General features: G+C 70.0%; 20 protein-coding genes and 2 tRNA genes. 3 read left to right on the forward strand and 19 right to left on the reverse strand.

Going from position 1 to position 26,119, the window contains the following annotated elements; translation table 11 throughout:
- Positions 1–82 precede the first annotated feature (82 nt).
- The 12 genes from EAO76_RS09305 to EAO76_RS09360 form a co-directional block, all read right to left on the reverse strand.
- Positions 83–865: a TIGR03936 family radical SAM-associated protein gene (locus tag EAO76_RS09305; protein ID WP_148835137.1), complete on the reverse strand. Its 783-nt coding sequence runs from the start codon at positions 863–865 to the stop codon at positions 83–85.
- A 417-nt stretch (positions 866–1,282) separates the two neighbouring features.
- Positions 1,283–3,208 carry a TIGR03960 family B12-binding radical SAM protein gene (locus EAO76_RS09310; protein WP_148835139.1) on the reverse strand — a complete coding sequence of 642 codons (1,926 nt, stop codon included), beginning with the start codon at positions 3,206–3,208 and terminating at the stop codon, positions 1,283–1,285.
- A gap of 50 nt (positions 3,209–3,258) precedes the next feature.
- Positions 3,259–4,869 carry a CYTH and CHAD domain-containing protein gene (locus EAO76_RS09315; RefSeq protein ID WP_148835141.1) on the reverse strand — a complete coding sequence of 537 codons (1,611 nt, stop codon included), beginning with the start codon at positions 4,867–4,869 and terminating at the stop codon, positions 3,259–3,261.
- Positions 4,870–4,920: 51 nt separating this feature from the next.
- Positions 4,921–6,111, reverse strand: coding sequence for a rod shape-determining protein RodA (gene rodA / locus EAO76_RS09320; protein ID WP_148835143.1), 1,191 nt, complete (start codon positions 6,109–6,111; stop codon positions 4,921–4,923).
- Positions 6,111–8,276: a penicillin-binding protein 2 gene (gene mrdA, locus EAO76_RS09325; protein WP_148835145.1), complete on the reverse strand. Its 2,166-nt coding sequence runs from the start codon at positions 8,274–8,276 to the stop codon at positions 6,111–6,113. Before mrdA ends, rodA begins: the two co-directional genes overlap by 1 nt.
- A gap of 49 nt (positions 8,277–8,325) precedes the next feature.
- Entirely contained in the window at positions 8,326–8,988 is a 663-nt protein-coding gene (gene mreD, locus EAO76_RS09330; RefSeq protein ID WP_148835147.1) for a rod shape-determining protein MreD, read from the reverse strand.
- 11 nt (positions 8,989–8,999) lie between these two features.
- Positions 9,000–10,052, reverse strand: a complete 1,053-nt coding sequence (mreC, locus tag EAO76_RS09335; protein ID WP_148835149.1) for a rod shape-determining protein MreC — start codon at positions 10,050–10,052, stop codon at positions 9,000–9,002.
- 112 nt (positions 10,053–10,164) lie between these two features.
- Complete coding sequence (locus EAO76_RS09340; RefSeq protein ID WP_148835151.1) at positions 10,165–11,184, reverse strand: rod shape-determining protein; 1,020 nt, start codon at positions 11,182–11,184, stop codon at positions 10,165–10,167.
- A gap of 289 nt (positions 11,185–11,473) precedes the next feature.
- Positions 11,474–11,887, reverse strand: coding sequence for a nucleoside-diphosphate kinase (gene ndk / locus EAO76_RS09345; RefSeq protein WP_148835153.1), 414 nt, complete (start codon positions 11,885–11,887; stop codon positions 11,474–11,476).
- 96 nt (positions 11,888–11,983) lie between these two features.
- Positions 11,984–12,343, reverse strand: coding sequence for a DUF4233 domain-containing protein (locus EAO76_RS09350; RefSeq protein ID WP_148835155.1), 360 nt, complete (start codon positions 12,341–12,343; stop codon positions 11,984–11,986).
- A 3-nt stretch (positions 12,344–12,346) separates the two neighbouring features.
- Entirely contained in the window at positions 12,347–13,870 is a 1,524-nt protein-coding gene (locus EAO76_RS09355) for a folylpolyglutamate synthase/dihydrofolate synthase family protein (protein WP_148835156.1), read from the reverse strand.
- A gap of 747 nt (positions 13,871–14,617) precedes the next feature.
- On the reverse strand, positions 14,618–17,239 hold the full coding sequence (locus EAO76_RS09360) for a valine--tRNA ligase (protein ID WP_148835158.1): 2,622 nt from the start codon (positions 17,237–17,239) through the stop codon (positions 14,618–14,620).
- Positions 17,240–17,389: 150 nt separating this feature from the next.
- Between EAO76_RS09360 and EAO76_RS09365 the strand changes: the two genes are divergently transcribed.
- Entirely contained in the window at positions 17,390–18,382 is a 993-nt protein-coding gene (locus tag EAO76_RS09365; protein ID WP_148835160.1) for a hypothetical protein, read from the forward strand.
- Positions 18,383–18,449: 67 nt separating this feature from the next.
- Here EAO76_RS09365 and clpX read toward each other — a convergent pair whose 3' ends face one another.
- The 5 genes from clpX to EAO76_RS09390 all read right to left on the reverse strand — a co-directional run bounded on the left by clpX (position 18,450) and on the right by EAO76_RS09390 (position 23,231).
- On the reverse strand, positions 18,450–19,748 hold the full coding sequence (gene clpX / locus EAO76_RS09370) for an ATP-dependent Clp protease ATP-binding subunit ClpX (RefSeq protein ID WP_148835162.1): 1,299 nt from the start codon (positions 19,746–19,748) through the stop codon (positions 18,450–18,452).
- A 157-nt stretch (positions 19,749–19,905) separates the two neighbouring features.
- Positions 19,906–20,586 carry an ATP-dependent Clp protease proteolytic subunit gene (locus tag EAO76_RS09375; protein ID WP_148835164.1) on the reverse strand — a complete coding sequence of 227 codons (681 nt, stop codon included), beginning with the start codon at positions 20,584–20,586 and terminating at the stop codon, positions 19,906–19,908.
- A 79-nt stretch (positions 20,587–20,665) separates the two neighbouring features.
- Positions 20,666–21,271, reverse strand: coding sequence for an ATP-dependent Clp protease proteolytic subunit (locus EAO76_RS09380; RefSeq protein ID WP_187438547.1), 606 nt, complete (start codon positions 21,269–21,271; stop codon positions 20,666–20,668).
- A gap of 265 nt (positions 21,272–21,536) precedes the next feature.
- Positions 21,537–22,943: a trigger factor gene (tig, locus tag EAO76_RS09385; protein WP_148835168.1), complete on the reverse strand. Its 1,407-nt coding sequence runs from the start codon at positions 22,941–22,943 to the stop codon at positions 21,537–21,539.
- Positions 22,944–23,154: 211 nt separating this feature from the next.
- Positions 23,155–23,231: transfer RNA gene (locus EAO76_RS09390), tRNA-Pro, on the reverse strand.
- A gap of 168 nt (positions 23,232–23,399) precedes the next feature.
- Here EAO76_RS09390 and EAO76_RS09395 point away from each other — a divergent pair.
- A tRNA-Gly gene (locus tag EAO76_RS09395) sits at positions 23,400–23,473 on the forward strand.
- Positions 23,474–23,703: 230 nt separating this feature from the next.
- Here EAO76_RS09395 and EAO76_RS09400 read toward each other — a convergent pair.
- On the reverse strand, positions 23,704–23,898 hold the full coding sequence (locus EAO76_RS09400; RefSeq protein WP_148835170.1) for a hypothetical protein: 195 nt from the start codon (positions 23,896–23,898) through the stop codon (positions 23,704–23,706).
- Positions 23,899–24,375: 477 nt separating this feature from the next.
- Between EAO76_RS09400 and EAO76_RS09405 the strand changes: the two genes are divergently transcribed.
- Positions 24,376–25,527, forward strand: a complete 1,152-nt coding sequence (locus tag EAO76_RS09405) for an acyltransferase family protein (protein WP_148835172.1) — start codon at positions 24,376–24,378, stop codon at positions 25,525–25,527.
- A 76-nt stretch (positions 25,528–25,603) separates the two neighbouring features.
- Here the strand turns inward: EAO76_RS09405 and EAO76_RS09410 are convergent, their stop codons facing one another.
- Positions 25,604–26,110, reverse strand: coding sequence for an HD domain-containing protein (locus tag EAO76_RS09410; RefSeq protein ID WP_148835174.1), 507 nt, complete (start codon positions 26,108–26,110; stop codon positions 25,604–25,606).
- Positions 26,111–26,119: the final 9 nt, after the last annotated feature.

The raw sequence follows: 26,119 nt of genomic DNA on the forward strand, positions 1-26,119 counted from the left end.
GCCTGGCGAAAGTCTTATTGGGTCATCGCGCGGCCCGAACCGGATGGCTCCCGAGTCGTGGGGCCGCGCTGCAACGACCGCCTTACGCGGAACCTGCACCTTCCGGCGCCGTCGCGACGGCGGTCCCGGCGGCCGTGGGTGGAGCGGCCGGAGCTGCCTCGCGGTCGGGCGCGAGCGGGTCGGTCACCGTGCCGGACTCCTCGTCGAAGAGCCCCTGCGCCAGCCTGGTCACCGCTGCGGGGACCGGCGGCGCCAGGTCGGCCACAACGCGGAGACCGGACAGGACGTCGTCAGGTCGCACGGCAGGTGTCACGTGCCGAACAACCAGCCGCAGTATCGCACAGGGCCCGTCCCCGGACCTATCAGGTCGGGAATCGAGGGCCTGCAGGTCGACCACGGCGGCGCGGGCGTCGAAGGTGCGCATGCCGTTCTTCGCACGGCGCTGGACCTCGACGGTCTCGGCCCCGTTGAAGGCGGCCACGGCCCCCGCCGCGTCCGCCGGGTCCACGCCGTCCAGGCGCAGTTCCCAGACGGAGGCGGTCAGCCGGTCGGCGAGACCCGAGGTACGGGCCTCCACGGCGTCGACGACGTCGAGACCGTCCGGCAGCGAGGCGTCGAGCTGCTCGCGCAGCACGGCCGGATCGCGGTGTTCGGTGAGTGCGATCTCCAGGAACTCGGCCTCGCTGCCCGTACCGGTGGGGGCGGCGTTGGCGTACGACACCTTCGGGTGCGGGGTGAAGCCGGCCGAGTAGGCCATGGGCACCTCGGAGCGGCGCAGTGCCCGCTCGAAGGCACGCTGGAAGTCACGGTGACTGGTGAACCGGAGGCGGCCGCGCTTGGTGTAGCGCAGTCGGATGCGCTGCACCGCCGGTGCGGGCGGCGGGCCTTCGGGCTGTCGCTTGCCCAGTGGTTCTTCTCCTCGGTGCGGGGCGGACGCGGTGGCACGCCGCCCTCGAAATACGGGTGGCCCGGGGGCCCGGTCCGGCTCACCCCCGCTCGGCGTACTTCGCTCCGGGCGGGGAGATCTCTGGTTCGGGCGCCGCGCTGGGCACAGTCGTTGCACTACCCAGAGTACGCGCAAGGGGGCTCCCCGGTTCCCGGGGCTCGGCCATCGCCGGAGCACCGGCCGGCCACCGGGACGTCCCGGGCCGGGCGCCGGGGCCGTGCCCGCCGTGCTCCCTGCCGTGCACGACGCGCAGGCCCGGCCCGGGAAACCCCGGGCCGGGCCTGCGTCTTCTTCCGGTCGCCGTCCGCGGGAGCGCCCCCGCGGCGGCGGTCGCTCCTACTTCACGACCGTGAGCGGCAGCAGCTTCTTGCCGGTCGGGCCGATCTGGATGCTGGTGTCCATCTGCGGGCAGACGCCGCAGTCGAAGCACGGGGTCCAGCGGCAGTCCTCGACCTCGGTCTCGTCGAGCGCGTCCTGCCAGTCCTCCCAGAGCCAGTCCTTGTCGAGGCCGGAGTCCAGGTGATCCCAGGGCAGGACCTCCTCGTAGGTCCGCTCGCGGGTGGTGTACCAGTCGACGTCCACGCCGTACTCGGGCAGCGTCTTGTCCGCGGCGGTCATCCAGCGGTCGTAGCTGAAGTGCTCGCGCCAGCCGTCGAAACGGCCGCCGGACTCGTACACGGCGCGGATGACGGAGCCGACCCGGCGGTCGCCGCGCGAGAGCAGGCCCTCGACGATGCCGGGCTTGCCGTCGTGGTAGCGGAAGCCGATGGAGCGGCCGTACTTCTTGTCGCCGCGGATCTTGTCGCGGAGCTTCGCCAGGCGCTCGTCGGTCTCCTCGGCACTCAGCTGCGGGGCCCACTGGAACGGCGTGTGCGGCTTGGGCACGAAGCCGCCGATGGAGACGGTGCAGCGGATGTCGTTCTGGCCGGAGACCTCGCGGCCCTTGGCGATCACGTTGACCGCCATGTCGCCGATCTGGAGGACGTCCTCGTCGGTCTCGGTGGGCAGGCCGCACATGAAGTACAGCTTCACCTGGCGCCAGCCGTTGCCGTACGCGGTGGCGACGGTACGGATGAGGTCCTCTTCCGAGACCATCTTGTTGATGACCTTGCGCATCCGCTCGGAGCCGCCCTCGGGGGCGAAGGTGAGGCCGGAGCGGCGACCGTTGCGGGTCAGCTCGTTGGCCAGGTCCACGTTGAACGCGTCGACGCGGGTGGAGGGCAGCGAGAGGCCAATCTTGTCCTCGGTGTACCGGTCGGCGAGGCCCTTGGCGATGTCGCCGATCTCGGTGTGGTCCGCGGAGGAGAGCGAGAGCAGGCCGACCTCCTCGAAGCCGGTCGCCTTGAGACCCTTGTCGACCATCTCGCCGATGCCGGTGATGCTTCGCTCCCGCACGGGGCGCGTGATCATGCCGGCCTGGCAGAAACGGCAGCCGCGGGTGCAGCCGCGGAAGATCTCGACGGACATCCGCTCGTGGACGGTCTCGGCGAGGGGCACGAGGGGCTGCTTCGGGTACGGCCACTCGTCGAGGTCCATGACGGTGTGCTTGGACACCCGCCACGGCACGCCCGACCTGTTCGGCACGACGCGGCCGATGCGGCCGTCGGGGAGGTACTCGACGTCGTAGAAGCCCGGCACGTAGACGTTGCCGGTCCTCGCGAGGCGGAACAGCACCTCCTCGCGTCCGCCGGGACGGCCCTCGGCCTTCCAGGCGCGGATGATCTCGGTGATCTCCAGGACGGCCTGCTCGCCGTCGCCGATGACCGCGCAGTCGATGAACTCGGCGATCGGCTCCGGGTTGAACGCGGCGTGGCCACCGGCCAGCACGATCGGGTCGTCGAGGGTGCGGTCCGCGGCGTTCAGCGGGATGTCCGCGAGGTCCAGGGCGGCGAGCATGTTGGTGTAGCCGAGCTCGGTGGAGAAGCTCAGCCCGAAGACGTCGAACGCCTTGACCGGGCGGTGGCTGTCCACGGTGAACTGCGGGACCCGGTGCTCGCGCATCAGTTCCTCGAGGTCCGGCCACACGCTGTAGGTGCGCTCGGCGAGGACGCCCCGGCGCTCGTTGAGCACCTCGTACAGGATCATGACGCCCTGGTTGGGGAGCCCGACCTCGTACGCGTCGGGGTACATCAACGCCCAGCGGACGTCGCATTCGTCCCACGGCTTGACGGTGGAGTTCAGCTCACCGCCGACGTACTGGATGGGCTTCTGCACATGCGGGAGCAGAGCTTCGAGCTGTGGGAAGACCGAATCGACTGACATCGCGAACTTTCGAGAGCCGGCAGGGGTGACCATCCAGCGTACCCCGATGCTCAGCCTCCCAGCGCCGACCGGAGCTTCGGCCGCGACGCCCGCTCCCAGACGCCGGGCAGCTCCCGTTCGCGTGCGGCGGCGGCCGCCTCCTCCCGCCCGTACAGCAGTCCCCAGGTGAAGGCCGACTCCCCCGCCGCGTGGGCCTGGGCTGCCAGGGTCCGCAGGGCCTCCCGGGCCACCACGCTGTCCTGGTGGTCGCCGAGCAGGCTCTGCACCGCCTTCATCCGTTTGGCGAACCGCTTGGCGGGTCTGCCGAGCGCGGGGCGGGCCGCCTCCGCCGCGTAACGGGTGCGCTTGGCGGCCTTGCGGGCCTCGTGCAGGGCGAGGTCCCGGCCGTGGCCGGGCGGCAGGTCCAGGGCGTGGCCGACGCGTTTCGCGAGACGCCCGTACTCCTTCAGCAGGGCGCGGGGCAGTGCCCGGCCGGGGGCGCGGGAGGCGGCGGGCAGCAGCGGCGGGTCCGTGAGCAGGGCGTCGAGGCTCTCCAGGAGCGCCAGGTACCGCTTCCCGTCGAGCACGGCCACGGTACGGCGGCGGGAGCCCGCCCGGCGGGCCGTCGACCTGATCCGGAGCCGCCCGCGGACCGGGCCGAGGAGCAGGGTGCGGGGCAGTTCGTCGAGGTGGCCGCGCAGCCGGGCGTCGAGCACCTCCTGGTCGCGGTCGACGCCCAGCTCGGCGGCCAGCCACTTCAGCTCCCGGCCGACCGGGTCGGTGGCGTCGCGGTCCAGGATCCTGCGGTACGTCCGCAGGGCGCTGCGCAGTCTGCGGGTGGCGACCCGCAGCTGGTGCACGGAGTCCGGGAGGTCCCGGCGCACGGCGGGGTCGAGGGCGACGATCGCCTCGGCCTGGCGGCGTACGTACGCCAGGACGTGGTCGCCCGCGGTGGTGGGCGCGGGCTCCTCACGGGCCTCCTCGGCGCGGGCCGCCTTCACCTTTCCCGGCTTCGCCTTCTTTCCCGGCTTCGCCTTCTTCGGCTTCTTCGCGGGATCGGGTGCGGCCCCGGGCTCCGCGCCGGGCCCGGTCTCCGCGAGGGCCCTGGCCAGCTTCGACGCGGACGCGGACGGACGGATGCCGGCCTTGCGCAGCCGGCGCTCCACGGCGTCCAGGAGCGCCGGGTCGCCGCCGTCGGCGAGCTCGACCTCGATCTCGGCCCAGGTGGCCGTGGCCCCGCCGCCCGTCAGCCGTACGGCCCGCACCTCGTCGACGGCGACCTCGGCGAGCGGCTCGCCCCGGTCGTCGACCAGGTGGTGGACGTCGCGGGCGGAGCGCAGCCGGACGACCGGGACGAGCACGGCGCCCCGGACCCGGGAGCGGACCAGGCCGGCCAGGGAGCGCGGCAGGGTGTCGGAGAGGGGTTCGCGCAGCTCGTCCCGGATGCCGGAGGCGACCGGGAACTTGAGGTGCCATCCGGCGTCGGCGCCGCCGGTGCGGCGGCGCAGGGTGAGGGAGTCCGCCGCGAGCCGGTGGTCCTCGGTGTCGTGGTAGACGGCGTCCAGCTCGGTGACGCCCCGATGGACGACGGCCGAGACCCCGGGCACCCGGCTCAGGTCGGGCAGCCGGGTCCCGGCCGTGGCTTCGTACTTCCGCTCGATCTCGCGCTTCGAGTCCACCATGACCCGAATCTATCCGTGCTGTCCGGAAATGCGCAGTGCTCCCGTACCGGCTCAGGCGCTTATCGGCCGCTGCACCCTGATCGACTGGAGCAGTCCGACGGCCACCCAGACGGCGAACATCGAGGATCCCCCGTACGACACGAAGGGCAGCGGGAGGCCGGCGACCGGCATGATGCCGAGTGTCATCCCGATGTTCTCGAACGACTGGAAGGCGAACCAGGCGATGATCCCGGCGGCGACGATCGTGCCGTACAGCTCGGTCGTCTCGCGGGCGATCCGGCAGGCGCGCCACAGGACGACGCCGAGCAGGACGAGGATCAGTCCGGCGCCGAGGAAGCCCAGTTCCTCGCCCGCGACGGTGAAGACGAAGTCGGTCTGCTGTTCGGGGACGAACTGGCCGGTGGTCTGGGTGCCCTGGAAGAGGCCCGTGCCGTAAAGGCCGCCGGAGCCGATCGCGATCCTGGCCTGGTTGGTGTTGTAGCCGACGCCCGCCGGGTCGAGCGCGGGGTTGGCGAAGGCGGCGAAGCGGGCGATCTGGTAGTCGTCGAGCAGGCCGAGCTGCCAGATGGCGACGGCTCCGGCCGCGCCCGCGCCGAGGAGTCCGAAGACCCAGCGGTTCGAGGCGCCGGAGGCGAGGAGCACCCCGAGCACGATGACGGCCATGACCATCACGGAGCCGAGGTCCGGCATCCCCATGACGATGGCCATCGGGACGGCGGCCAGCCCGAGGGCCTTGGCGACGGTCCGGTGGTCGGGGTGGAGCTGGTCGCCCGCGTCGACGCGCTCGGCGAGCAGCATCGCCATGACCAGAATGATGGTGATCTTGGTGAACTCGGAGGGCTGGAGCGAGAAGCCGCCGCCGATGATGATCCAGGCGTGGGCGCCGTTGACGGTGGCGCCGAGCGGGGTGAGGACCGCCAGCACCAGGACCACCGACAGGCCGTACAGGATCGGGACGGCGCCGCGCAGGGTCCGGTGGCCGAGCCAGATCGTGCCGACCATCAGGGCGAAGCCGATGCCGGTGTTGAGCACGTGCCGGAAGAGGAAGTAGTACGGGTCGCCGTGGGTGAGCGAGTCGCGGCCCCGGGTCGCCGAGTAGACCAGCAGCGAGCCGATGAAGGAGAGCGCGATCGCGGACCCGAGCAGCGGCCAGTCGAGCTTGCGCACGACGGAGTCGCGGGCGGTGAGCCTGCCCCAGGCGGAGCGCTCGGGGGCGTACCGCTGGACGGAGAAGCCGGCCATCAGTCGCGCCTCCCCAGGACTGCCGCGAGGGTCTGCTCCTCGGTGGTCTTCTGCGAGTCGGGGTCGTAGGGCTTGATCTGCGGGGCGTCGATCGAGCCGTCCGGCTGGATCTTGGGCAGGGACTTCTGCGGGGCGGGCAGCAGCGCCTTCTTCAGGTCCTGCTTGCCGGAGTCGTCGAGTCCGTAGAGGGCGTCGTAGATGTTGCGCACGGCGGGCCCGGACGCGCCGGAGCCGGTGCCGCCCTGGGAGATCGTCATGACGATCGAGTAGTCCTTGGTGTACGTGGCGAACCAGGAGGTCGTCTGCTTGCCGTAGACCTCGGCCGTACCCGTCTTGGCGTGCATCGGGATCTTGTCCTGCGGCCAGCCGCCGAATCGCCAGGCGGCCGAACCGCGGGTCGCGACTCCCGCGAGGGCTTCGTCTATGTCGTTGCGGGTCTGGCGCGTGAAGGGCAGCTTGCCGTGCGCCTTGGGCTCGATCGTCTCGACGGTCCGGCCGTCGCCGCTGACGATCGCCTTGCCGACGGTGGGGTCGTAGAGCGTGCCGCCGTTGGAGATCGCGGCGTAGATGGTGGCCATCTGGATCGGGGTGACGAGGGTGTCGCCCTGGCCGATCGAGTAGTTGACCGAGTCACCGGCGCGCATCTTGTCGCCTTCCAGGCAGTTCTCGTACGCGATCTGCTCGACGTACGTGCCGCCCTTCTTGCCCTGCTTGCACCAGGCGTCCCTGTTCGCGTCGTAGAAGTCCTGCTTCCACTTGCGGTCGGGGACCCGGCCGCTGACCTCGTTGGGGAGGTCGATGCCGGTCTCCTTGCCGAGGCCGAACTGGTGGGCGGTCCTGTAGAACCAGTCCTTCGGGTGCTTCTTCGGCTTGTTGCCGCCGTCCTTGGCCCATTCCTTGTGCGCGAGGGCGTAGTAGACGGTGTCGCAGGAGACCTCCAGGGCCCGGCCGATGGTGATGGAGCCGTAGCCCTGGGACTCGAAGTTCTTGAAGGTCTGGCCGCCGATGCTGTACGAGCTGGGGCAGGGGTAGTTGCCGTCGAAGGGGTAGCCGGCGTTGACCGCGGCGGTCGACGAGATCACCTTGAAGATCGAGCCGGGGGCGGCCTGGCCCTGGATGGCCCGGTTCAGCAGCGGGTAGTTGGACTTCTTGCCGGTGAGCGCCGCGTAGTCCTTGGCGGAGATGCCGCCGACCCAGGAGTTGGGGTCGTAGTTGGGCAGGGAGGCCATGGCGACGACGCGGCCGGTCTTCGCCTCCATGACGACGACGGCGCCGGAGTCGGCCTTGTAGTTCTCGCCGGTGTTCTTGTCGAAGGACTTGCGGGCTTCCTTCATGGCGTTGTTGAGCTCGTACTCGGCGACGGCCTGGACCCGGGCGTCGAGGGAGGTGACGACGGTGGAGCCGGGCTTCGCCTTGTCGTTCTTCGCCTGGCCGATGACCCGGCCGAGGTTGTCGACCTCGTAGCGGGTGACGCCCGCCTTGCCGCGCAGCTCCTTGTCGTAGGTGCGCTCCAGTCCGGAGCGGCCGACCTGGTCGGAGCGGAGGTAGGGCGAGTCGGTGTCCTGGGCCTTGGTGATCTCCTCGTCGGTGACCGGCGAGAGGTAGCCGAGGACCTGCGCGGTGTTGGCCTTGCCGGGGGCGGGGTAGCGGCGTACGGCGGTGGGTTCGGCGGTGATGCCGGGGAAGTCCTCGGCCCGTTCGCGGATCGTCAGGGCCTGCTGGGTGGTGGCCTCGTCGGTGACCGGGATCGGCTGGTACGGGGAGCCGTTCCAGCAGGGCTGCGGCGTCTTGGAGTCGCAGAGCCGGACCTTGTCGAGGACCTCCTTGGGCTTCATGTCGAGGACGCCGGCGAGCCGGGTCAGCACGCTCTTGCCGTCGTCCTTCATCTTCATCAGCTCGGTGCGGCTCGCGGAGACCACCAGCCGGGTCTCGTTGTCGGCGAGGGGCACGCCGCGCGCGTCGAGGATGGAGCCGCGGACGGCGGGCTGGACGACCTGCTGGACGTGGTTGTTCTTCGCCTCGTCGCTGTACTCCTGGCCGTTTCGGATCTGGAGGTACCAGAGGCGTCCGCCGAGGGTGAGCAGCAGGGAGAAGACGAGGACCTGGATGACGGCGAGCCTGATCCGGACCCGCTGGGTCCGGCCGGTCTCGGGGATGTTGCTCATGCGGCGCCCCCGCAGGCGGTCCGGGGGGCGGTGCCCCTGTGGTGCGGCCTCACAGTCGCTTGACTCCCTTGATCCGTCCGGCGCGGGAGGCGCGGTTACGGGCGGCCTTGACGCGCAGTCCGCCGCGCTGGCTGCCGATCCGCAGTCCGGTGCCGGAGGCGAGCCAGCCCGCGGCCACGTCCCCGCCGCCGGAGGTATCGGCGAGCGGATCGTTCACCGTGCGTCTGGCGACGGCCATGATCAGCGGTACGACGAAGGGCGCGAGGAGCAGGTCGTAGACGGCGGCGGTGAACAGCAGGCCGCCCAGGCCCACGTGACGGGCCGCCGTGTCCCCGACGAGCGCGCCGACGAGCGCGTACAGCAGGGTCGAGCCGACGGCCGCGGCGACGACCCCGGCCATCGGGACCATCGCCGACTTCAGCTGCCCGTTCTCCGGCTTCAGCAGTCCGGCCAGATAGCCGATGACGCAGAGGACCAGCGCGTAGCGGCCGGCGGCGTGGTCGGCGGGCGGCGCCAGGTCGGCGAGGAGTCCCGCGCCGAAGCCGATGAGCGCGCCGCTGACGTGTCCGTACACGAAGGCGAGGCCGAGGACGACCAGGAGCAGCAGGTCCGGCACGGCGCCGGGGAGCTGGAGGCGGGCGAGCACGGAGACCTGGACGACGAGGGCGACCACGACCAGGACCGTGGAGAGCAGGATCCGGTTCAGACGCATGGAGATCAGCTCTACCTCTGCTCGGTTGCCGCGGTGCCAGCGTTCAAGGTGGCGTCCGGACCGCCGCTGGGGTCCGGGCTTCCGCTGGGGTCCGGGCTCTCGTGGATGTTGCCGACGACGTTCCCCTCGGTGTCGACGATGTCGCCGTTGGGCGAGATCGTGACGGTGACGGTGGGGGTGGGCTTCGGCTTGGCGGGCTTGGCGGGCTTCTTCGGCAGGACCATGTCGCGGGGGTCCTCGCGCGGTGCCTGGACCACGACGCCGACGATGTCGAGCTTGCTGAACCCGACGTACGGGCGGACGTAGACGGTACGGGTCAGGTCGCCGCCGGACGGGTCGACGCGGACCACCTCGCCGACCGGGACGCCGGGCACGAACGGCTTGTCCTTGCTGGAGCCGAAGGTGACGAGCCGGTCGCCCTTCTTCACCTTGGCCTTGCCGTTGAGGAACTGGACCGACAGCGGCCGGGTGCCCTGGCCGGTGGCGAAGCCGAGCTCGTCGGTCTTCTCCATGCGGGTGCCGACGGTGAAGTCGGGGTCGTTGGCCAGGAGCACCGTGGCGGTGTCCGGGCCGACGGTGGTGACCCGGCCGACGAGCCCGTCGCCGTTGATGACGGTCATGTCGCGCTTGATCCCGTCGTGGGAGCCAGCGTCGATGGTGACCGTCCAGGAAAAGCCCTGGGCCGCTCCTATGGCGATGACCTCGGCGCCCTTGATCCCGTACTGTCCGGCGGCCGACTTCTTCAGCATCCGGTCGAGCTCGCGGGCCCGGCTCCGGTTGCGGTCGTCGCTGCCGAGCTTCGCCTTGAGCTCGGCGTTCTGCTTCTCCAGCTGGGCGATCCGGTTGTGCCGCTCACCGGAGTCGCGCACCGCCCCTATGGCGTTGCCCACCGGGTCGACGGCTGCCGCGACGCCGTTCTCGACCGGCCCGAGGGCCGCTGCGGCGACCCGCCGGGCGCCGTCCACCGGTGACTCCTCGCCCCCGCGGATGTCCACCGTGATCAATGCGAACGCGATGGCGATCAGCAGCACCAGGAGCAGCCGGCTCTCTCGTGTGTCCCTCACGTGCGGCGGCCGTGCCTTCCTCGTCGGAATGTTCGTGCCTGTATATCAACGATCGGCCGTACGGGTCGGCAGTGTTCCGTACGGCGGACCGATGCGTTGTCCATCTGATGGGTTACCTGCGGGGCTGGGCGTCCAGCACCTGCTGGAGCGCCTCGAACTCCTCGACGCACTTGCCCGATCCCAGGGCCACCGAGTCCAGCGGATCCTCCGCGATGTGGATCGGCATGCCGGTCTCGCGGCGCAGCCGCTCGTCCAGTCCGCGCAGCAGCGCGCCACCGCCGGTGAGGACGATGCCGCGGTCCATGACGTCGCCGGAGAGCTCCGGCGGACACTTGTCGAGCGTGGTCTTCACGGCGTCGACGATCGCGTTGACCGGTTCCTCGATGGCCTTGCGGACCTCCGCGGCCGAGACGACCACGGTCTTGGGAAGGCCCGAGACCAGGTCGCGGCCGCGGATCTCGGTGTGCTCGTCCTTCTCCAGGTCGTACGCGGAACCGATCGTGATCTTGATCTGTTCGGCGCTGCGCTCGCCGAGGAGGAGCGAGTACTCCTTCTTGATGTGCTGGATGATCGCGTTGTCCAGTTCGTCGCCCGCGACCCGGATCGACTGCGCGGTGACGATTCCGCCGAGCGAGATGACCGCGACCTCGGTGGTGCCGCCGCCGATGTCGACGACCATGTTGCCGGTGGCCTCGTGGACCGGCAGCCCGGAGCCGATGGCCGCCGCCATGGGCTCCTCGATGATGTGCACCTGACGCGCGCCGGCCTGCGTCGACGCCTCGATCACGGCGCGGCGCTCGACCCCGGTGATGCCGGAGGGCACGCAGACGACCACCCGCGGACGGGCCAGGTAGCGGCGCTTGTGGATCTTCAGAATGAAGTAGCGGAGCATCCGCTCGGTGATCTCGAAGTCGGCGATCACGCCGTCCTTCAGGGGGCGCACGGCAACGATGTTGCCCGGGGTGCGCCCGATCATCTTCTTCGCCTCGGAGCCGACCGCCAGGATGCCGCCGGTGTTGGTGTTGATGGCCACGACGGACGGCTCGTTCAGGACGATGCCGCGCCCCCTGACGTACACCAGCGTGTTGGCAGTCCCGAGGTCGATAGCCATGTCACGACCGATGAACGACATTGTTTTCCCCTTGTTCCCCATGAGGATGCGTCGGGCCTTCCAGGAAAGCGATATGGCTGGTTCTGGACGGCGAGGTGAGCGCTGTGGGCGTGGAAGAGTCCATCGTAGTGCCGCGTGCGCGGACACTGCGCGAGGGTCCTTCGCCATTGTGGGCGGAACGGGTGGCCGTTCCACTCATGGTGACGTTATGTCTGTGGCATGCGTTCCCGCGATCCGGAACCCTATGCCGAAGGGCGACCGAATTAATTCGGTCGCCCCAGGTCATGAGCGCTGTTCGGCTGATCGGGGGTCAGGAGAGGCCGGGGAAGAAAAGCTTCAGTTCCCGCTCCGCGGACTCCTCGGAATCCGAGGCGTGGATGAGGTTCTCCCGGGTGATCGTGCCGAAATCGCCCCGGATGGAACCGGGCGCGGCGGCGATCGGGTCGGTGGGACCGGCCAGCGTACGGACGCCCTCGATGACCCGCTCGCCCTCGGCGACCAGCGCCACGATCGGACCGGACTGCATGAACTCGACGAGCGGCTCGTAGAACGGACGGCCGACGTGCTCCGCGTAGTGCTGCTCCAGCGTGGCCCGGTCCAGGGTGCGCAGCTCCAGCGCGGTGATCCGCCAGCCGGCCTTGCGCTCGATCCGCCCGACGATCTCGCCGACCAGTCCGCGCCGGACCGCGTCGGGCTTGAGGAGAACGAGGGTGCGCTGGGTCATGGTGTGCTGCTCCTTGCAGGCATGCGGGTGCGGTGCACCGAGGCTACAGGTGTACGGGGGCGGGTCGGTGGCCGGGCCCGGTCGGCGGGTGGCCCGTCAGCCGCCCGCCGGCGCCTCGGCCGACTCCTGCGCGGCCGCCCAGCGGGCCTTCGCCTCGTCGACCTTGCGGCCGTAGTGCACCGAGGCCCACCACAGTCCGCCGAAGACCGCGCCGAGGAAGAACATCGTCGGGACGACGAAGCCGCTCAGCACCAGGGCGATCTGCAGCGCCCAGCCGAGCTGCACCCCGCCGGGGCGGGTGATCATGCCGCAGAGCAGCACGGACAGCAGCATGCCGATGCCGCAGACCGTCCAGACCGTGGCGTCCGACAGGTCGTCGGACTTCATCGCGACGAGTCCCGCGAAGCCGATCACGAAGAACTCACCGATCAATGTCGATGCACAGAGCGTACGCACGGGTCAACGCCTTCCCAGAAGCAGCCGGGCCTCACCGACCGTGATCACGGAGCCGGTCACCAGGACGCCGGCGCCCGCGTACTCGTCCTCCTCCTCGGCGAGGGTGATCGCCGCCTCCAGGGCGTCGTCCAGGCGGGGCTCCACCTGGACCCGGTCCTCCCCGAAGACCTCGACCGCGACGGCGGCCAGCTCGTCGGCGTCCATCGCGCGGGCGGTGGAGTTCTGCGTGACGACGACCTCGGCGAAGATCGGCTCGAAGGCTTCGAGGAGCCCCTTGACGTCCTTGTCGCCGCTGGTGCCGACCACGCCGATCAGCCGGGAGAAGCCGAACGCCTCGGAGATCCCTTCGGCGGTGGCGCGGGCGCCCGCCGGGTTGTGCGCCGCGTCCAGGACGACGGTGGGGCTGGAGCGGACGACTTCGAGGCGGCCCGGCGAGATCACCGCGGCGAACGCCCGGCGGACCGTGTCGATGTCGAGCGAACCGGGCTGTTCGGCGCCGATCCCGAAGAACGCCTCCACCGCGGCGAGCGCCACCGCGGCGTTGTGCGCCTGGTGGGCGCCGTACAGCGGGAGGAAGATCTCCTCGTACTCGCCGCCCAGGCCGCGCAGCGTCAGCAGCTGCCCGCCGACGGCGACCTCGCGGGAGACGACGCCGAACTCCATGCCCTCGCGGGCGACCGTGGCGTCGACCTCGACGGCCTTCTTCAGCATGACCTGCGCGGCGTCCACGGGCTGCTGCGCCAGGATGACCGTGGCGCCCTGCTTGATGACCCCGGCCTTCTCGACGGCGATCTCGGCGGGCGTGGAGCCGAGCCGGTCGGTGTGGTCCAGCGAGATGGGGGTGACGACGGCGACCGAGCCGTCGATGACGTTCGTCGCGTCCCAGCTGCCGCCCATGCCGACCTCGACGACGGCGACGTCGACCGGTGCGTCGGCGAAGGCCGCGTAGGCCATGCCCGTCAGCACCTCGAAGAAGGAGAGCCGGTACGGCTGGGAGTTGTCGACCATCTCCACGTACGGCTTGATCTCCTGGTACGCCTCGACGAAGCGCTCGGGGGCGATCGGGGCGCCGTCCAGGCTGATCCGCTCGGTGATCGACTGGACGTGCGGCGAGGTGTAGCGGCCGGTGCGCAGGTCGAAGGCGCCGAGCAGCGCCTCGATCATGCGGGCCGTGCTCGTCTTGCCGTTGGTCCCGGTGATGTGGATCGAGGGGTAGGCGCGCTGCGGCTCGCCGAGCACGTCCATCAGCGCGGCGATGCGCGTGACGGAGGGCTCCAGCTTGGTCTCGCCCCAGCGTCCGGCGAGCTCCTGCTCCACGGCGCGCAGCGCCTTGTCCACCTCGGGATCGGCGGGGCGGGCGGGGACCGCGTCGCCCTGCGGCGGCCCGGAGCGGGTGCGCAGCGTGCGGCTCCCGGCCTCGATCACCGCCAGGTCGGGGTCGCGCTGGGTCTCTTCGTCGACGATCCCCGCGAAGGTCTCGTCGGGATCGGAGTCGTCGTACCGGTCGGAAGGGCGGGGCTCACTCACGGGGCCAGTCTACGGATGGGCGACGACAACGCGCGCAGCGCCCGGGGAGCGGGACGGACCGGGCGCGACGGGGCCCGCCGCCCGCGTGTCGCGCCCGGCGGGAGCAGGGTGGGAGGTGTGCGCTCCCGTCCGCCGGTCCTGATCGCCGCGCCCGACGGCCCGCATCCGGCACTCTCCCGGGTGACCGCCGATCCGCGGTACGGGACGCCGGTCGTCCGCACCGGCGAGAGCGTGCTGCGCGCCCTGTACGAGCACCGTCCCGACGCCCCGGTCCTCAGCCCCCGGCTGCGCGGCCTCGACCCGTGGGAGGTGCCGGGCCGGATGCGGGACACGAGCGGTCCGCCGATCGCGGTGGTGGACCTGACGTACCGAGGGGGCGGACACGGCCCGGACCCTGGCGCCCGGGGGCGCGGACCCGCTGCACGCGCCGCCGCCGCGGGCCCGGTCGCGGCGCGCCGTCGAGCCCCCGCGGCGTTCGGCGACCCGGACGCCGGCGGCGTGCGGATCGGCGTACGGACGCGCGACGCGGCGGATGCCGCGCGGCCGCGACGGCCGGGCGAAGACCCGGCGCGACGCGGAGCCGGTGGCCGCGGGCCGGGTGGCACCGGAGTCCTGACGCACGCGACGGACGGGCGCGAGGGCGCACGCAACGGACGTACGCACGCGCGCACGAGGACGGACGCGGAAAAGGGCGGAGCCCCCGCCCCCCTGGTCGGTCAGGGGGGCGGGGGCTCCGTGCTCGGGTCATCAGCCCTGCGGCAGCTTCGCCAGCTGGCCGGAGATGCGCTCGATGTCCGCCTCGGCCTTGGCGAGCCGGCCGCGGATCTTGTCGACCACGTTGTCCGGGGCCTTGCCGAGGAACGCCTCGTTGGAGAGCTTGCCGAGGGCCTGGGCCTTCTCCTTCTCGGCGGCGCCCAGGTCCTTCGTCAGGCGCTTGCGCTCGGCCTCGACGTCGATGGTGCCGGAGAGGTCGAGGGCCACCGTGGCCCCGGCGACGGGCAGCGAGGCGGTGGCGTGGAAGCCCTCCCCGGCCGGCTGCAGGCGCAGCAGCTGGCGGATGGCCGCCTCGTGCGGGGCGAGCGCCGTCCCGTCCAGGGTCAGCTCGGCCGGGACCTTCTGGCCGGGCTGGAGGCCCTGGTCGGAGCGGAACCGGCGGACCTCGGTGACGACCTGCTGGACGAGCTCGATCTCCTGCTCGGCCGCGTCGTCACGGAAGCCCGAGTCCTTCGGCCAGTCGGCGATGACGACGGACTCGCGGCCGGTGAGTGCGGTCCACAGGGTCTCGGTGACGAAGGGGACGACCGGGTGCAGCAGGCGCAGCATCACGTCGAGGACCTCGCCGAGGACCCGGCCGGAGACCTCGGCCGGGCGGCCACCGCCGAAGAACGTGGTCTTGGACAGCTCGACGTACCAGTCGAAGACCTCGTCCCAGGCGAAGTGCCGGAGCGACTCGCTGAGCTTGGAGAACTGGAAGTCGTCGTAGTAGGCGTCGACTTCGGCGACCGTCTTGTTGAGGCGGGACAGGATCCAGCGGTCGGTCACCGACATCTCGTCGGCGGACGGCAGCTCGCCCTCGATCGTCGCCCCGTTCATCAGGGCGAACCGGGTGGCGTTCCAGATCTTGTTGGAGAACTTCGCGGAACCCTGGACCCAGTCCTCGCCGATCGGGACGTCGGTGCCCGGGTTGGCACCGCGCGCGAGCGTGAAGCGCAGCGCGTCGGAGCCGTACTTGTCCATCCAGTCCAGCGGGTTGACGACGTTGCCGAAGGACTTCGACATCTTCTTGCCGAACTCGTCGCGGACCATGCCGTGCAGGACGATGGTCCCGAAGGGCGGGACGCCCTCGTTGACGTACAGGCCGAACATCATCATCCGGGCGACCCAGAAGAAGAGGATGTCGTAGCCGGTGACCAGGACGGAGTTCGGGTAGAACTTCGCGAGGCTGTCGGTCTTCTCCGGCCAGCCGAGCGTGGAGAACGGCCACAGGCCGGAGGAGAACCAGGTGTCCAGGACATCGCTGTCCTGGGTCCAGCCCTCGCCGGTGGGCGGCTCGTCGTCCGGCCCGACGCAGACCATCTCGCCGTCGGGCCCGTGCCAGACGGGGATGCGGTGGCCCCACCAGAGCTGGCGCGAGATGCACCAGTCGTGGAGGTTGTCGACCCAGTCGAAGTACCGCTTCTCCATCTCCTGCGGGTGGATCTTGACCTTGCCGTCGCGGACGGCGTCACCGGCCGCCTCGGCGAGCGGGGCGACCTTGACCCACCACTGCATGGACAGCCGGGGCTCGACGGTGGTCTTGCAGCGCGAGCAGTGGCCGACGGAGTGGACGTACGGCCGCTTCTCGGTGACGATCCGGCCCTCGGCGCGCAGGGCGCCCACGATCGCGGAGCGGGCCTCCAGCCGGTCCAGCCCCTCGAAGGGGCCGGGGACGGTGATGACCGCGCGCTCGTCGAGGACGGTGAGGAACGGCAGGTCGTGGCGCTGCCCGATCTCGAAGTCGTTCGGGTCGTGGGCGGGCGTGACCTTGACGGCGCCGGTGCCGAACGACGGATCGACGTGGTGGTCGGCGACGACGGGGATCGTGCGGTCGGTCAGCGGCAGCTTGATCTGCTTGCCGACGAGGTGCTTGTAGCGCTCGTCGTCGGGGTGGACGGCGACGGCGGTGTCACCGAGCATCGTCTCGGCACGGGTGGTGGCGACGACGATGGTGTCGTCCCCCTCCCCGTACGTCATCGAGACGAGCTCGCCGTCGTCCTCCTGGTACTCGACCTCGATGTCCGAGATCGCGGTGAGGCAGCGGGGGCACCAGTTGACGATGCGCTCACGACGGTAGATCAGCTCGTCGTCGTACATCCGCTTGAAGATCGTCTGGACGGCCTTGGACAGGCCCTCGTCCATGGTGAAGCGCTCGCGGGACCAGGCGACGCCCTCGCCGAGGCGGCGCATCTGGCCGGAGATCTGGCCACCGGACTCGTTCTTCCACTGCCAGACGCGCTCGACGAATGCCTCGCGGCCCAGGTCGTGGCGGGACTTGCCCTCCTTGCCGAGCTCGCGCTCGACGACGTTCTGGGTGGCGATGCCGGCGTGGTCCATGCCGGGCTGGTACAGCGCCTCGTAGCCCTGCATCCGCTTGCGGCGGACCAGGGCGTCGATCAGCGTGTGCTCGAAGGCGTGCCCCAGGTGGAGGCTGCCCGTGACGTTCGGCGGCGGGATGACGATGGAGTACGGCGGCTTCTCGCTGTGCTCGTCGGCCTCGAAGTAACCCCGTTCTACCCAGCGCTCGTACAGCTTCCCCTCTACCTCGGCCGGTGCGTACTGGGTCGGCAGTTCGGGGTTGCTGGCTGGCGTCTGCTGAGTGTTCTCGGTCACGGGGGACAGTTTAGAGCCGTCACGGTCGTGCACTGAAACGGGATTGTTCGGTAACGGTGTTCCTCCCGGTGCTCCACTCGGATGAACCTTCCGTCAGGATGTCCGGAGCGCATAAGAACGTATAGGCATGACGAACAGGGGACACCGCAGATGAGCTACAACCAGCCGGGCCCGTACGGCGGCCAGCCGCCCCAGGGCCAGCCCGGACCCTACGGTGGTCAGCCCCAGGGCCAGCCCGGCCCGTACGGCCAGCAGCAGCCGGGCCCGTACGGCCAGCAGCCCCCGCAGGGGCAGCCTGGGTACGGATACCCCCAGCAGCAGCCCCAGCAGGGCTACGGCTACCCGCCGGCCCAGCAGCCCGGCCCGTACGGTCAGCAGCCCCCCACTCCCCCGTACGGCGGCCAGCCGGCCTACGGCGGGCAGCCCCCGTTCCCCCCGGCGGAGCCGAAGAAGAAGACGGGCCTGATCGTCGCCGCCGTGGTCGTGGCGCTGGCGGTCATCGGGGGCGGGGTGTACTTCCTGGCCTCGGGCGGCCCCGACAACGGCGACGTCGCGGACTCCACCAGGGGCTACAAGCTGAAGCCCGCCGCCTCCGTCGGCGAGTACAAGAAGCAGTCGCTGAGGGACCGCTCCGGGGCGGTGACGAGCGACGAGGAGAAGGCCGAGACCGCGGCCCTGGGCATCAAGAACCCCCAGCAGGCGGGTACCAGCTACGAGGCCGGCTCCGGGAAGAACGACCTCACCGCCAAGTCGCTCACCCTCCAGGGGTACTGGGGCGAGGTCGCCGACCCGGCCAAGGCCGTCGACCAGTCCTTCGAGCTCGCCAAGGCCGCGCTGCAGAAGAGCGAGTCGAAGATGAGCCTCCAGCTCGTCGGCAGCCCCCAGTCCTTCGAACCGTCCGGGTTCAGCGGTGCGCTGATGAAGTGCCAGGACCTGAAGATCACCAATCCCGAGGGCGACGGCACCATGAAGAACGGCCCGAAGGAGTTCACCGTCCCGGTCTGCGCCTGGGCCGACTACAGCACGGTCGGCGTGGTCAACGGTATCGACGTGGCACTCGCCATCTCCGGCAAGGGCATGTCCCAGGAGTCCCTGGCCGATCTGACCGCCACCCTCTACAACACGTCCCGCGTCAAGGCCTGATCACCTCGCGTTACGCGGAAGAGGGGCGCCCGGCCGGGCGCCCCTCTTCCGTATGCGTACGTATCCGTTACGCGGACTTCTCGTGCCGGCCGCCGTCGCCGTTGCCGATCGTGCGCGGCTCGCGCGGGACCAGGGTCGGGTTGACGTTGTTGCGGACGACGTCCGCCGTGATGACCACGCGGGCGACGTCCTTGCGGGACGGCACCTCGTACATCACGGACTGGAGGACCTCCTCCATGATGGCCCGCAGACCGCGCGCGCCGGTGCCGCGCAGGATCGCCTGGTCGGCGATGGCCTCCAGGGCCGGGCGGTCGAAGTCCAGCTCCACGCCGTCGAGTTCGAACAGCCGCTGGTACTGCTTCACGAGGGCGTTGCGCGGCTCGACGAGGATCTGCAGCAGCGCCTCGCGGTCCAGGTTGTGGACCGAGGTGAGGACGGGCAGCCGGCCGATGAACTCCGGGATCATCCCGAACTTCACCAGGTCCTCCGGCATGACCTCCTGGAACTGGTCGCTCGCCTCGATCTCTCGCTTGGAGCGGATGGTCGCGCCGAAGCCGATGCCCTTGGCACCCGCCCGGGACTCGATGATCCGCTCCAGGCCGGAGAAGGCACCGCCCACGATGAACAGCACGTTCGTCGTGTCGATCTGGATGAACTCCTGGTGCGGGTGCTTCCGGCCGCCCTGCGGGGGCACGGAGGCGGTGGTTCCCTCCAGGATCTTCAGCAGGGCCTGCTGGACGCCCTCGCCGGAGACGTCACGGGTGATCGACGGGTTCTCGCTCTTGCGGGCGACCTTGTCGATCTCGTCGATGTAGATGATCCCGGTCTCGGCCTTCTTGACGTCGTAGTCCGCGGCCTGGATCAGCTTCAGCAGGATGTTCTCGACGTCCTCGCCGACGTAGCCGGCCTCCGTCAGCGCCGTCGCGTCGGCGATGGCGAACGGGACGTTGAGCATGCGGGCCAGCGTCTGCGCGAGCAGCGTCTTGCCGGAGCCCGTGGGGCCCAGCAGCAGGATGTTGGACTTGGCCAGCTCGATGGCGTCGTCCCGGCCCTGCGCGCCGCCGTTCTCGCCCGCCTGGACCCGCTTGTAATGGTTGTACACAGCGACCGAGAGGGCCTTCTTCGCAGGCTCCTGCCCGACGACGTACCCCTCGAGGAACTCGTAGATCTCGCGCGGTTTCGGGAGTTCCTCCCACCGCACCTCGGAGGTCTCGGCGAGCTCCTCCTCGATGATCTCGTTGCAGAGATCGATGCACTCGTCGCAGATGTACACACCGGGACCCGCGATGAGCTTCTTCACCTGCTTCTGGCTCTTTCCGCAGAACGAGCACTTGAGCAGGTCGCCGCCATCACCGATGCGTGCCACGAGGTGCTTCCCCTTCGCCTGGGAGCAGCTTGGTTCAGCGGCTCCTGGTGCCTCTATCAGACGGTACCTTGCCTTGCCCCCCGTTCGGGGCCCCCTTGGCACGGTTCACACGGCGGAAGCCGGGCGAACCCCGTGTGCCAAGGGGCGAAGGCGGACGTCAGACGGCCGAGGCCGCCTGCTTGCGGGTCGACACGATCTGGTCGACGAGACCGTAGGCGAGGGCGTCCTCGGCGGTCAGGATCTTGTCGCGCTCGATGTCGTCGCGGATCTTCTCCAGCGGGGTGGTGGAGTGCTTGGCCAGCAGCTCCTCCAGCTGGGTGCGCATCCGCAGGATCTCGTTGGCCGCGATCTCCAGGTCGGAGAGCTGCTCGCGGCCGGTCTGCGAGGACGGCTGGTGGATCAGCACGCGGGCGTTGGGCAGTGCCATGCGCTTGCCGGGGGTGCCCGCGGCGAGCAGCACGGCCGCGGCGGAGGCCGCCTGGCCCATGCAGACCGTCTGGATGTCCGGCTTCACGAACTGCATCGTGTCGTAGATCGCGGTGAGCGCGGTGAACGAGCCGCCGGGGCTGTTGATGTAGATGGAGATGTCCCGGTCCGGGTCCATCGACTCCAGGCACAGCAGCTGCGCCATGACGTCGTTGGCGGAGGCGTCGTCGATCTGCACGCCGAGGAAGATCACGCGCTCCTCGAAGAGCTTCGCGTACGGGTCGTACTCGCGCACGCCCTGCGAGGTGCGCTCCACGAAGCGCGGGACGATGTAGCGGTTGTCCACCTGCGGGCCGGTGTAGAGGCCGCTCGCGGAGGCGCCGGGGAAGTTGTTCATGTGGGTGTTCACCATCCTGGTGGCGTTCTGTGGCTGGGTGTCTCGGCGTACGAGAGGTGCGCGGGGCGGTGGAGCCGATCCGGTGGGTGCCGGATCAGGCGCCGGTGCCGCCGCCGCCCGGAACGCCCGATGCGGCCGTGATGATCTCGTCGATGAGGCCGTACTCCTTGGCCTCCTCCGCGGTGTACCAGCGGTCGCGGTCGCCGTCGCGGATGATCGTCTCGACGGTCTGGCCGGAGTGACGGGCGGTGATCTCCGCCATGCGCTGCTTGGTGCGCAGCAGGTACTGGGCCTGGATCTTGATGTCCGAGGCCGTACCGCCGATGCCGGCCGAACCCTGGTGCATGAGGATGTCGGTGTTCGGGAGCGCGAAGCGCTTGCCCGCGGTACCGCCGGTGAGCAGGAACTGGCCCATCGAGGCCGCCATGCCCATGCCGATGGTGACCACGTCGTTCGGGATGTACTGCATGGTGTCGTAGACCGCCATGCCGGCCGTCACCGAACCACCGGGGCTGTTGATGTAGAGGTAGATGTCCTTCTCGGGCTCCGCGGCGAGAAGAAGCAGCTGCGCGGTGATCTTGTTGGCGATCTCATCGTCGACCTGCTGACCGAGGAAGATGATGCGCTCGCCGAGCAGCCGGCTGTAGACCTGGTCACCGAGGCCTCCACCGAGGGACGGCTCTCCGGCGGCGTAGGGCATCAGATTCGTCACGTATCCACCTGCTCGTCTCTGACGGCTCCGGCCGTCTCAGCGTCTTCGTACCGGGTGGGCGGGGACTCCCCTGCCCTTCCTATTCATGGACCCTAACGCGCAGGTGGGACAACGCCATCCCGCTTCCGCAACTGTTCGCTCGGAGCGCAAGGTCCGCAGTCCGCACAAGGGTTGTGGGGCACCGCGTGCCATATGGCGACGGGCTCCGGACGCGACTGCGTCCGGAGCCCGTCGAAGGGGTTCAGCGCGAGGCTCAGGCCTCGTTCTTCTCCTCGGCGGCCTCGGCGGCGGCGTCGGCGGCGGCCTCGGTGGTGCCCTCGGCGGCCTCGACGGCCTCGACGGCCTCCTCCTCGTCCTCCAGGTCGATGACCTCGCCGTTGGTGTCGACGACCTTGACGGCCTCGACGACCACGGCCAGCGCCTTGCCCCGGGCGACCTCGCCGACGAGCATCGGCACCTGGCCGCCCTCGACGACGGCCTGGGCGAACTGGTCGGGGCTCATGCCGGAGGAAGCCGCACGCCGCATGAGGTGCTCGGTGAGCTCCTCCTGGTTGACGTTCAGCTTCTCCTTGTTGACGATCTCGTCCAGGACGAACTGGGTCTTGATGCCCTTGATCGCCTGCTCGGAGGTCTCGGCGTCGAACTCCTCGACCGTCTTGCCCTGGATCTCCAGGTACTTCTCGAGGGTCAGGCCCATCTGGCCGAGCTGGTGGTGCTCCAGGTTGTGCTTGCGGGTCTGCACCTCGTCCGCGAGCAGCTTCTCCGGGATCGGGACCTCGGCGAGCTTGAGCAGCTCGTCCAGGACGCGCTCCTGGGCCTGGGTGGCCTGGTCGTACTGCTTGGTGTTCTCCAGGCGCTTGCGGCTGTCGGCCTTCAGCTCGTCGAGGGTGTCGAACTCGCTGGCCATCTGGGCGAACTCGTCGTCCAGCTCGGGGAGCTCACGGGCGGCGACCGCGGAGACCTTGACGGTGACCTCGGCCTCCTTGCCCTCGGCCGAGCCGCCCTTCAGCTCGGAGGTGAAGGTGGCCTCGCCACCCGCCTCCAGGCCGGTGACCGCGGCGTCGATGCCGTCGAGGAGCTCGCCGGAACCGATGGTGTACGAGACACCCTCGGCCACGCCGTCCTCCAGGACCTCGCCGTCGACCTTGGCCTCCAGGTCGATCGTCACGACGTCGCCCTCGGCGGCGGCGCGCTCGACCGGGTTGGTGGAGGCGAAGCGCGCGCGGAGCTGCTCCACGGCCTTCTCGACGTCCTCGTCGGTGACCTCGATGGCGTCGACGGTGACCTCGATGCCGGAGTAGTCCGGGATCTCGATCTCGGGGCGTACGTCAACCTCGGCGGTGAAGGCCAGCAGCTCGCCGTCCTTCAGCTCGGTGATGTCGACCTCGGGCTGACCGAGGACGTTGAGCTCACCCTCGTTGACGGCCTCGGTGTAGAACTTCGGGAGCGCGTCGTTGACGGCCTCCTCCAGCACCGCACCGCGACCGAACCGCTGGTCGATGACCCGGGCAGGGATCTTGCCCTTGCGGAAGCCCTTCACCGTGACCTGCTGGTTGATCTTCTTGTACGCCGCGTCGAGGCTGTCCTTGAGCTCCTCGAAGGGCACCTCGACAGTGAGCCGAACCCGGGTCGGGTTCAGGGTCTCCACGGCGCTCTTCACGGTTCGGTCTCCTTGTGGCTGACTTCTTGGGGTTCTGCTCCGCCGCACGGGAGGCGGCTTCGCGGACCGAGCCCGGTACATCAGACACACGGGCACGCAATTTGCATAGTAACGGCAAGGAGTCGGACTCCCACAATGCGATCTTGCCCGTGCTCCGCGATCCCGCGAGCGGCCCCGGGACGCCGCTCGCGATGGTCACTGATCTTGCCGGTGGTCGGGGTGGCCGGATTCGAACCGACGACCTTCCGCTCCCAAAGCGGACGCGCTACCAAGCTGCGCCACACCCCGTCGGTGCGACACGTAGGGTACATGCAGTCGGACAGTGCGTCGGCCCCTCCGGGCGGGTGCCGTCGGACGCCGTGCCGGGTCGCCGCGACAACGGGTGTGCGGGCAGCGCCCACGACCCGCTACGATGCTTCACGTGCCGCCGGGTCACCGGACCTGCGGTGCGGCCTCGCGGGCGTAGCTCAATGGTAGAGCCCTAGTCTTCCAAACTAGCTACGCGGGTTCGATTCCCGTCGCCCGCTCCATGCTCGGGCCCGGTCCGGCGAGATCACTCGCCGGACCGGGCCCTTTGCGTTCTGTGCTCTTCTTGCGTTCTGCGCTCTTCCGCCCTCGGTGCTCCACGGCCGCGTCCTTCGCCCGCGGCCCGCGAGGGCGCCCCGCACGAAGGCACCCCGCAGCGGACCGGGAGAGGTCCACGCGCCGGGCCCCGTACGGCATCTGTCGCAGGGTCGGCGGCGCCGGCGGGGCTGCGGGGTCAGAAGGAGATCTGGTTGATGGTCTCGGCTATCGAGTTCATGAACCGGTTGATCGACGGCGCCATGCCGGTCGACGCCAGGAAGAAGCCGAAGAGCGCCGCGACGACCGCGGGCCCGGGCTTGATGGAACCACCCCGGATCATGACCACCAGGATGATCGCAAACATGAGCACCACGGACAGTGAAATGGCCACGACTGATCACACCCTTGGTCGGTACACCTTGCCGGCCCGGAGATGTGCGGCCGAGCACCCTCCGTCGCGCTCCATCGTGCCACCAACTCCCCTGTGGTCGCTGCCGGGTGACGGATCACACTGACGAGATCGCGCCATCCTCACGCCCCGCGCACGCCAGGGGCGCACGGCCGCACGCGGGTCGCACGGAGGCCGTCGCGAGCCCCCCGTGCCTGTGCGCCGACTGTGAATAACCCTCCCGAACAGGGCTGCGAATGTGATGGTTTCCATATCCCCACACTTCATTCACACGCAATTCCAAGGTTCGGGTGCGATGAAATTAACGACCCACAACAGCCTGCCGCTATGCACCATTTAAGGTGGATGAATCGGCGCATAGCGGGCGGTTGACGGCGGTTTCGCTTTCGATTGGGAGGGAACGCGAGATATCCGTGAGCGGTTTTACGAATTGCAATCGAGGCGTCTAAGGTGCGTGAGATGTTCCACGCTCCGAACGCATTTCAGAGGGCCCCGCTCCCATCGGCGACCCGGGAGTCGGAGCCCAGACACCGAGGGACGACGACCGCCACCGCGGCTCCCGCACCCGCGGCGAACAAGCCGTCGGCGCCCCCTCCGACGAAGAAGCGCGACGCCTACTTCGACAACGTCAAATATCTGGCCATCGTGCTCGTCGCGGTGGCGCACTCGTGGGAACCGGTGATGGAGGGCAGCCGGACCGCCCGTGCGCTGTACATGGTGGCGTACACCTTCCACATGCCGGCGTTCATCATCGTCTCCGGCTACTTCTCCCGCTCCTTCGACATGTCCGCCGCCAAGGTGCGGCGCCTGATCACCGGCGTCGCCGTGCCCTATGTGGTGTTCGAGACCGCGTACTCGCTGTTCAAGCGGTACGCGGACGACTCGCCGGACCAGCCGATCAGCCTGATCGACCCCTGGTACCTCACCTGGTTCCTGATCGCGCTGTTCGTCTGGCGGATCACCACGCCCCTGTGGCAGTCACTGCGCCATCCGCTGCCGGTCGCGCTGGGCATCGCGATGCTCGCCTCCCTCTCCCCGACGATCGGCGACGACCTCGACCTCCAGCGCGTCCTGCAGTTCCTGCCGTTCTTCGTGCTGGGACTGCGGCTGCGGCCCGAGCACTTCCACGCGGTGCGCCGGCGCGAGGTGCGGATGTTCGCGCTCCCGCTGTTCGCCGCGGCCCTGCTGTGCGCGTACTGGGCGGCGCCCCGGATGCAGCTGGGCTGGTTCTACCGCAGCAACAGCGCGCAGGAGATGGGCGCCCCGTGGTGGTCCGGTGCCGTGATGACGCTGGTCATGTTCGGCTGCGCACTGCTGCTCACCGCCGGGTTCCTGTCCTGGGTGCCGCGCCGCCGCACGTGGTTCACGGTGCTCGGCGCCGGCACCATCTGCGGCTACCTGCTGCACGGCTTCCTGATCAAGGGAGCCGGTTACGCCGGGGTGTTCGACCTCTACGAGTGGCTCGCGGCGCCCGGTGGCCTGATCCTCGTCTCCGTGGTCGCGGCCGCCGCGGTGACGGTGATGTGCACGCCGCCGGTGCGGCGGGCGCTGCGCGCCGTGACGGAACCGGACATGAAGTGGGCGTTCCGGCGGGATCCGGCCGAACGCTGACTCCGCGGCTCCGGCCCCGGTCCTGACTCCGCGGTCCTGACCTCGGGGCCCTGCCCGCGGGGCCCCGCCCTTGGGGTCAGGACCGCGCCGTGTTGGCTTGAACCTGTTGTTCACCGGGTCGTCGGGGCGGGGTGAGCCCGAGCAGCTTCCGTGCCCGGGCATATTTCTCGGTCAGCCGGGTACGGGTCGCCGGTTCCAGTACGGCGAGGCGGTCCGGGTCGGCGTTGTGGGCCAGGTCGGACTCCTTGACCAGCAGGGCGCCCGGGGTGTCGAGGATGCGCCGGGTGTACGCGACGAGGTCCTCGCCGTCCCGTTTGGTGACGGCGAGGACCATGTCCTTGACCTGTTGCGGCAGTGCGGCACCGGCCAGCCACTCCTCCGACAGCGCGTCGTCCTCGACCGCGTCGTGCAGCCAGGCAGCGGCGATCTGTTCGTCGCTGCCGCCCCTGGCCCGTACGCCCTCGGCGACGGCCGCGAGGTGCTCGGTGTACGGACGGCCCGCCTTGTCCCGCTGCCCGGCGTGGGCGGCGCGGGCGATCGCCTCGACTTCGGCCAGGGTCAGGTCACCGCGTGGAGTGGTCATGGACCGACT

This window comes from Streptomyces sp. sk2.1 (genome assembly GCF_008120935.1).
Classification (GTDB): domain Bacteria; phylum Actinomycetota; class Actinomycetes; order Streptomycetales; family Streptomycetaceae; genus Streptomyces.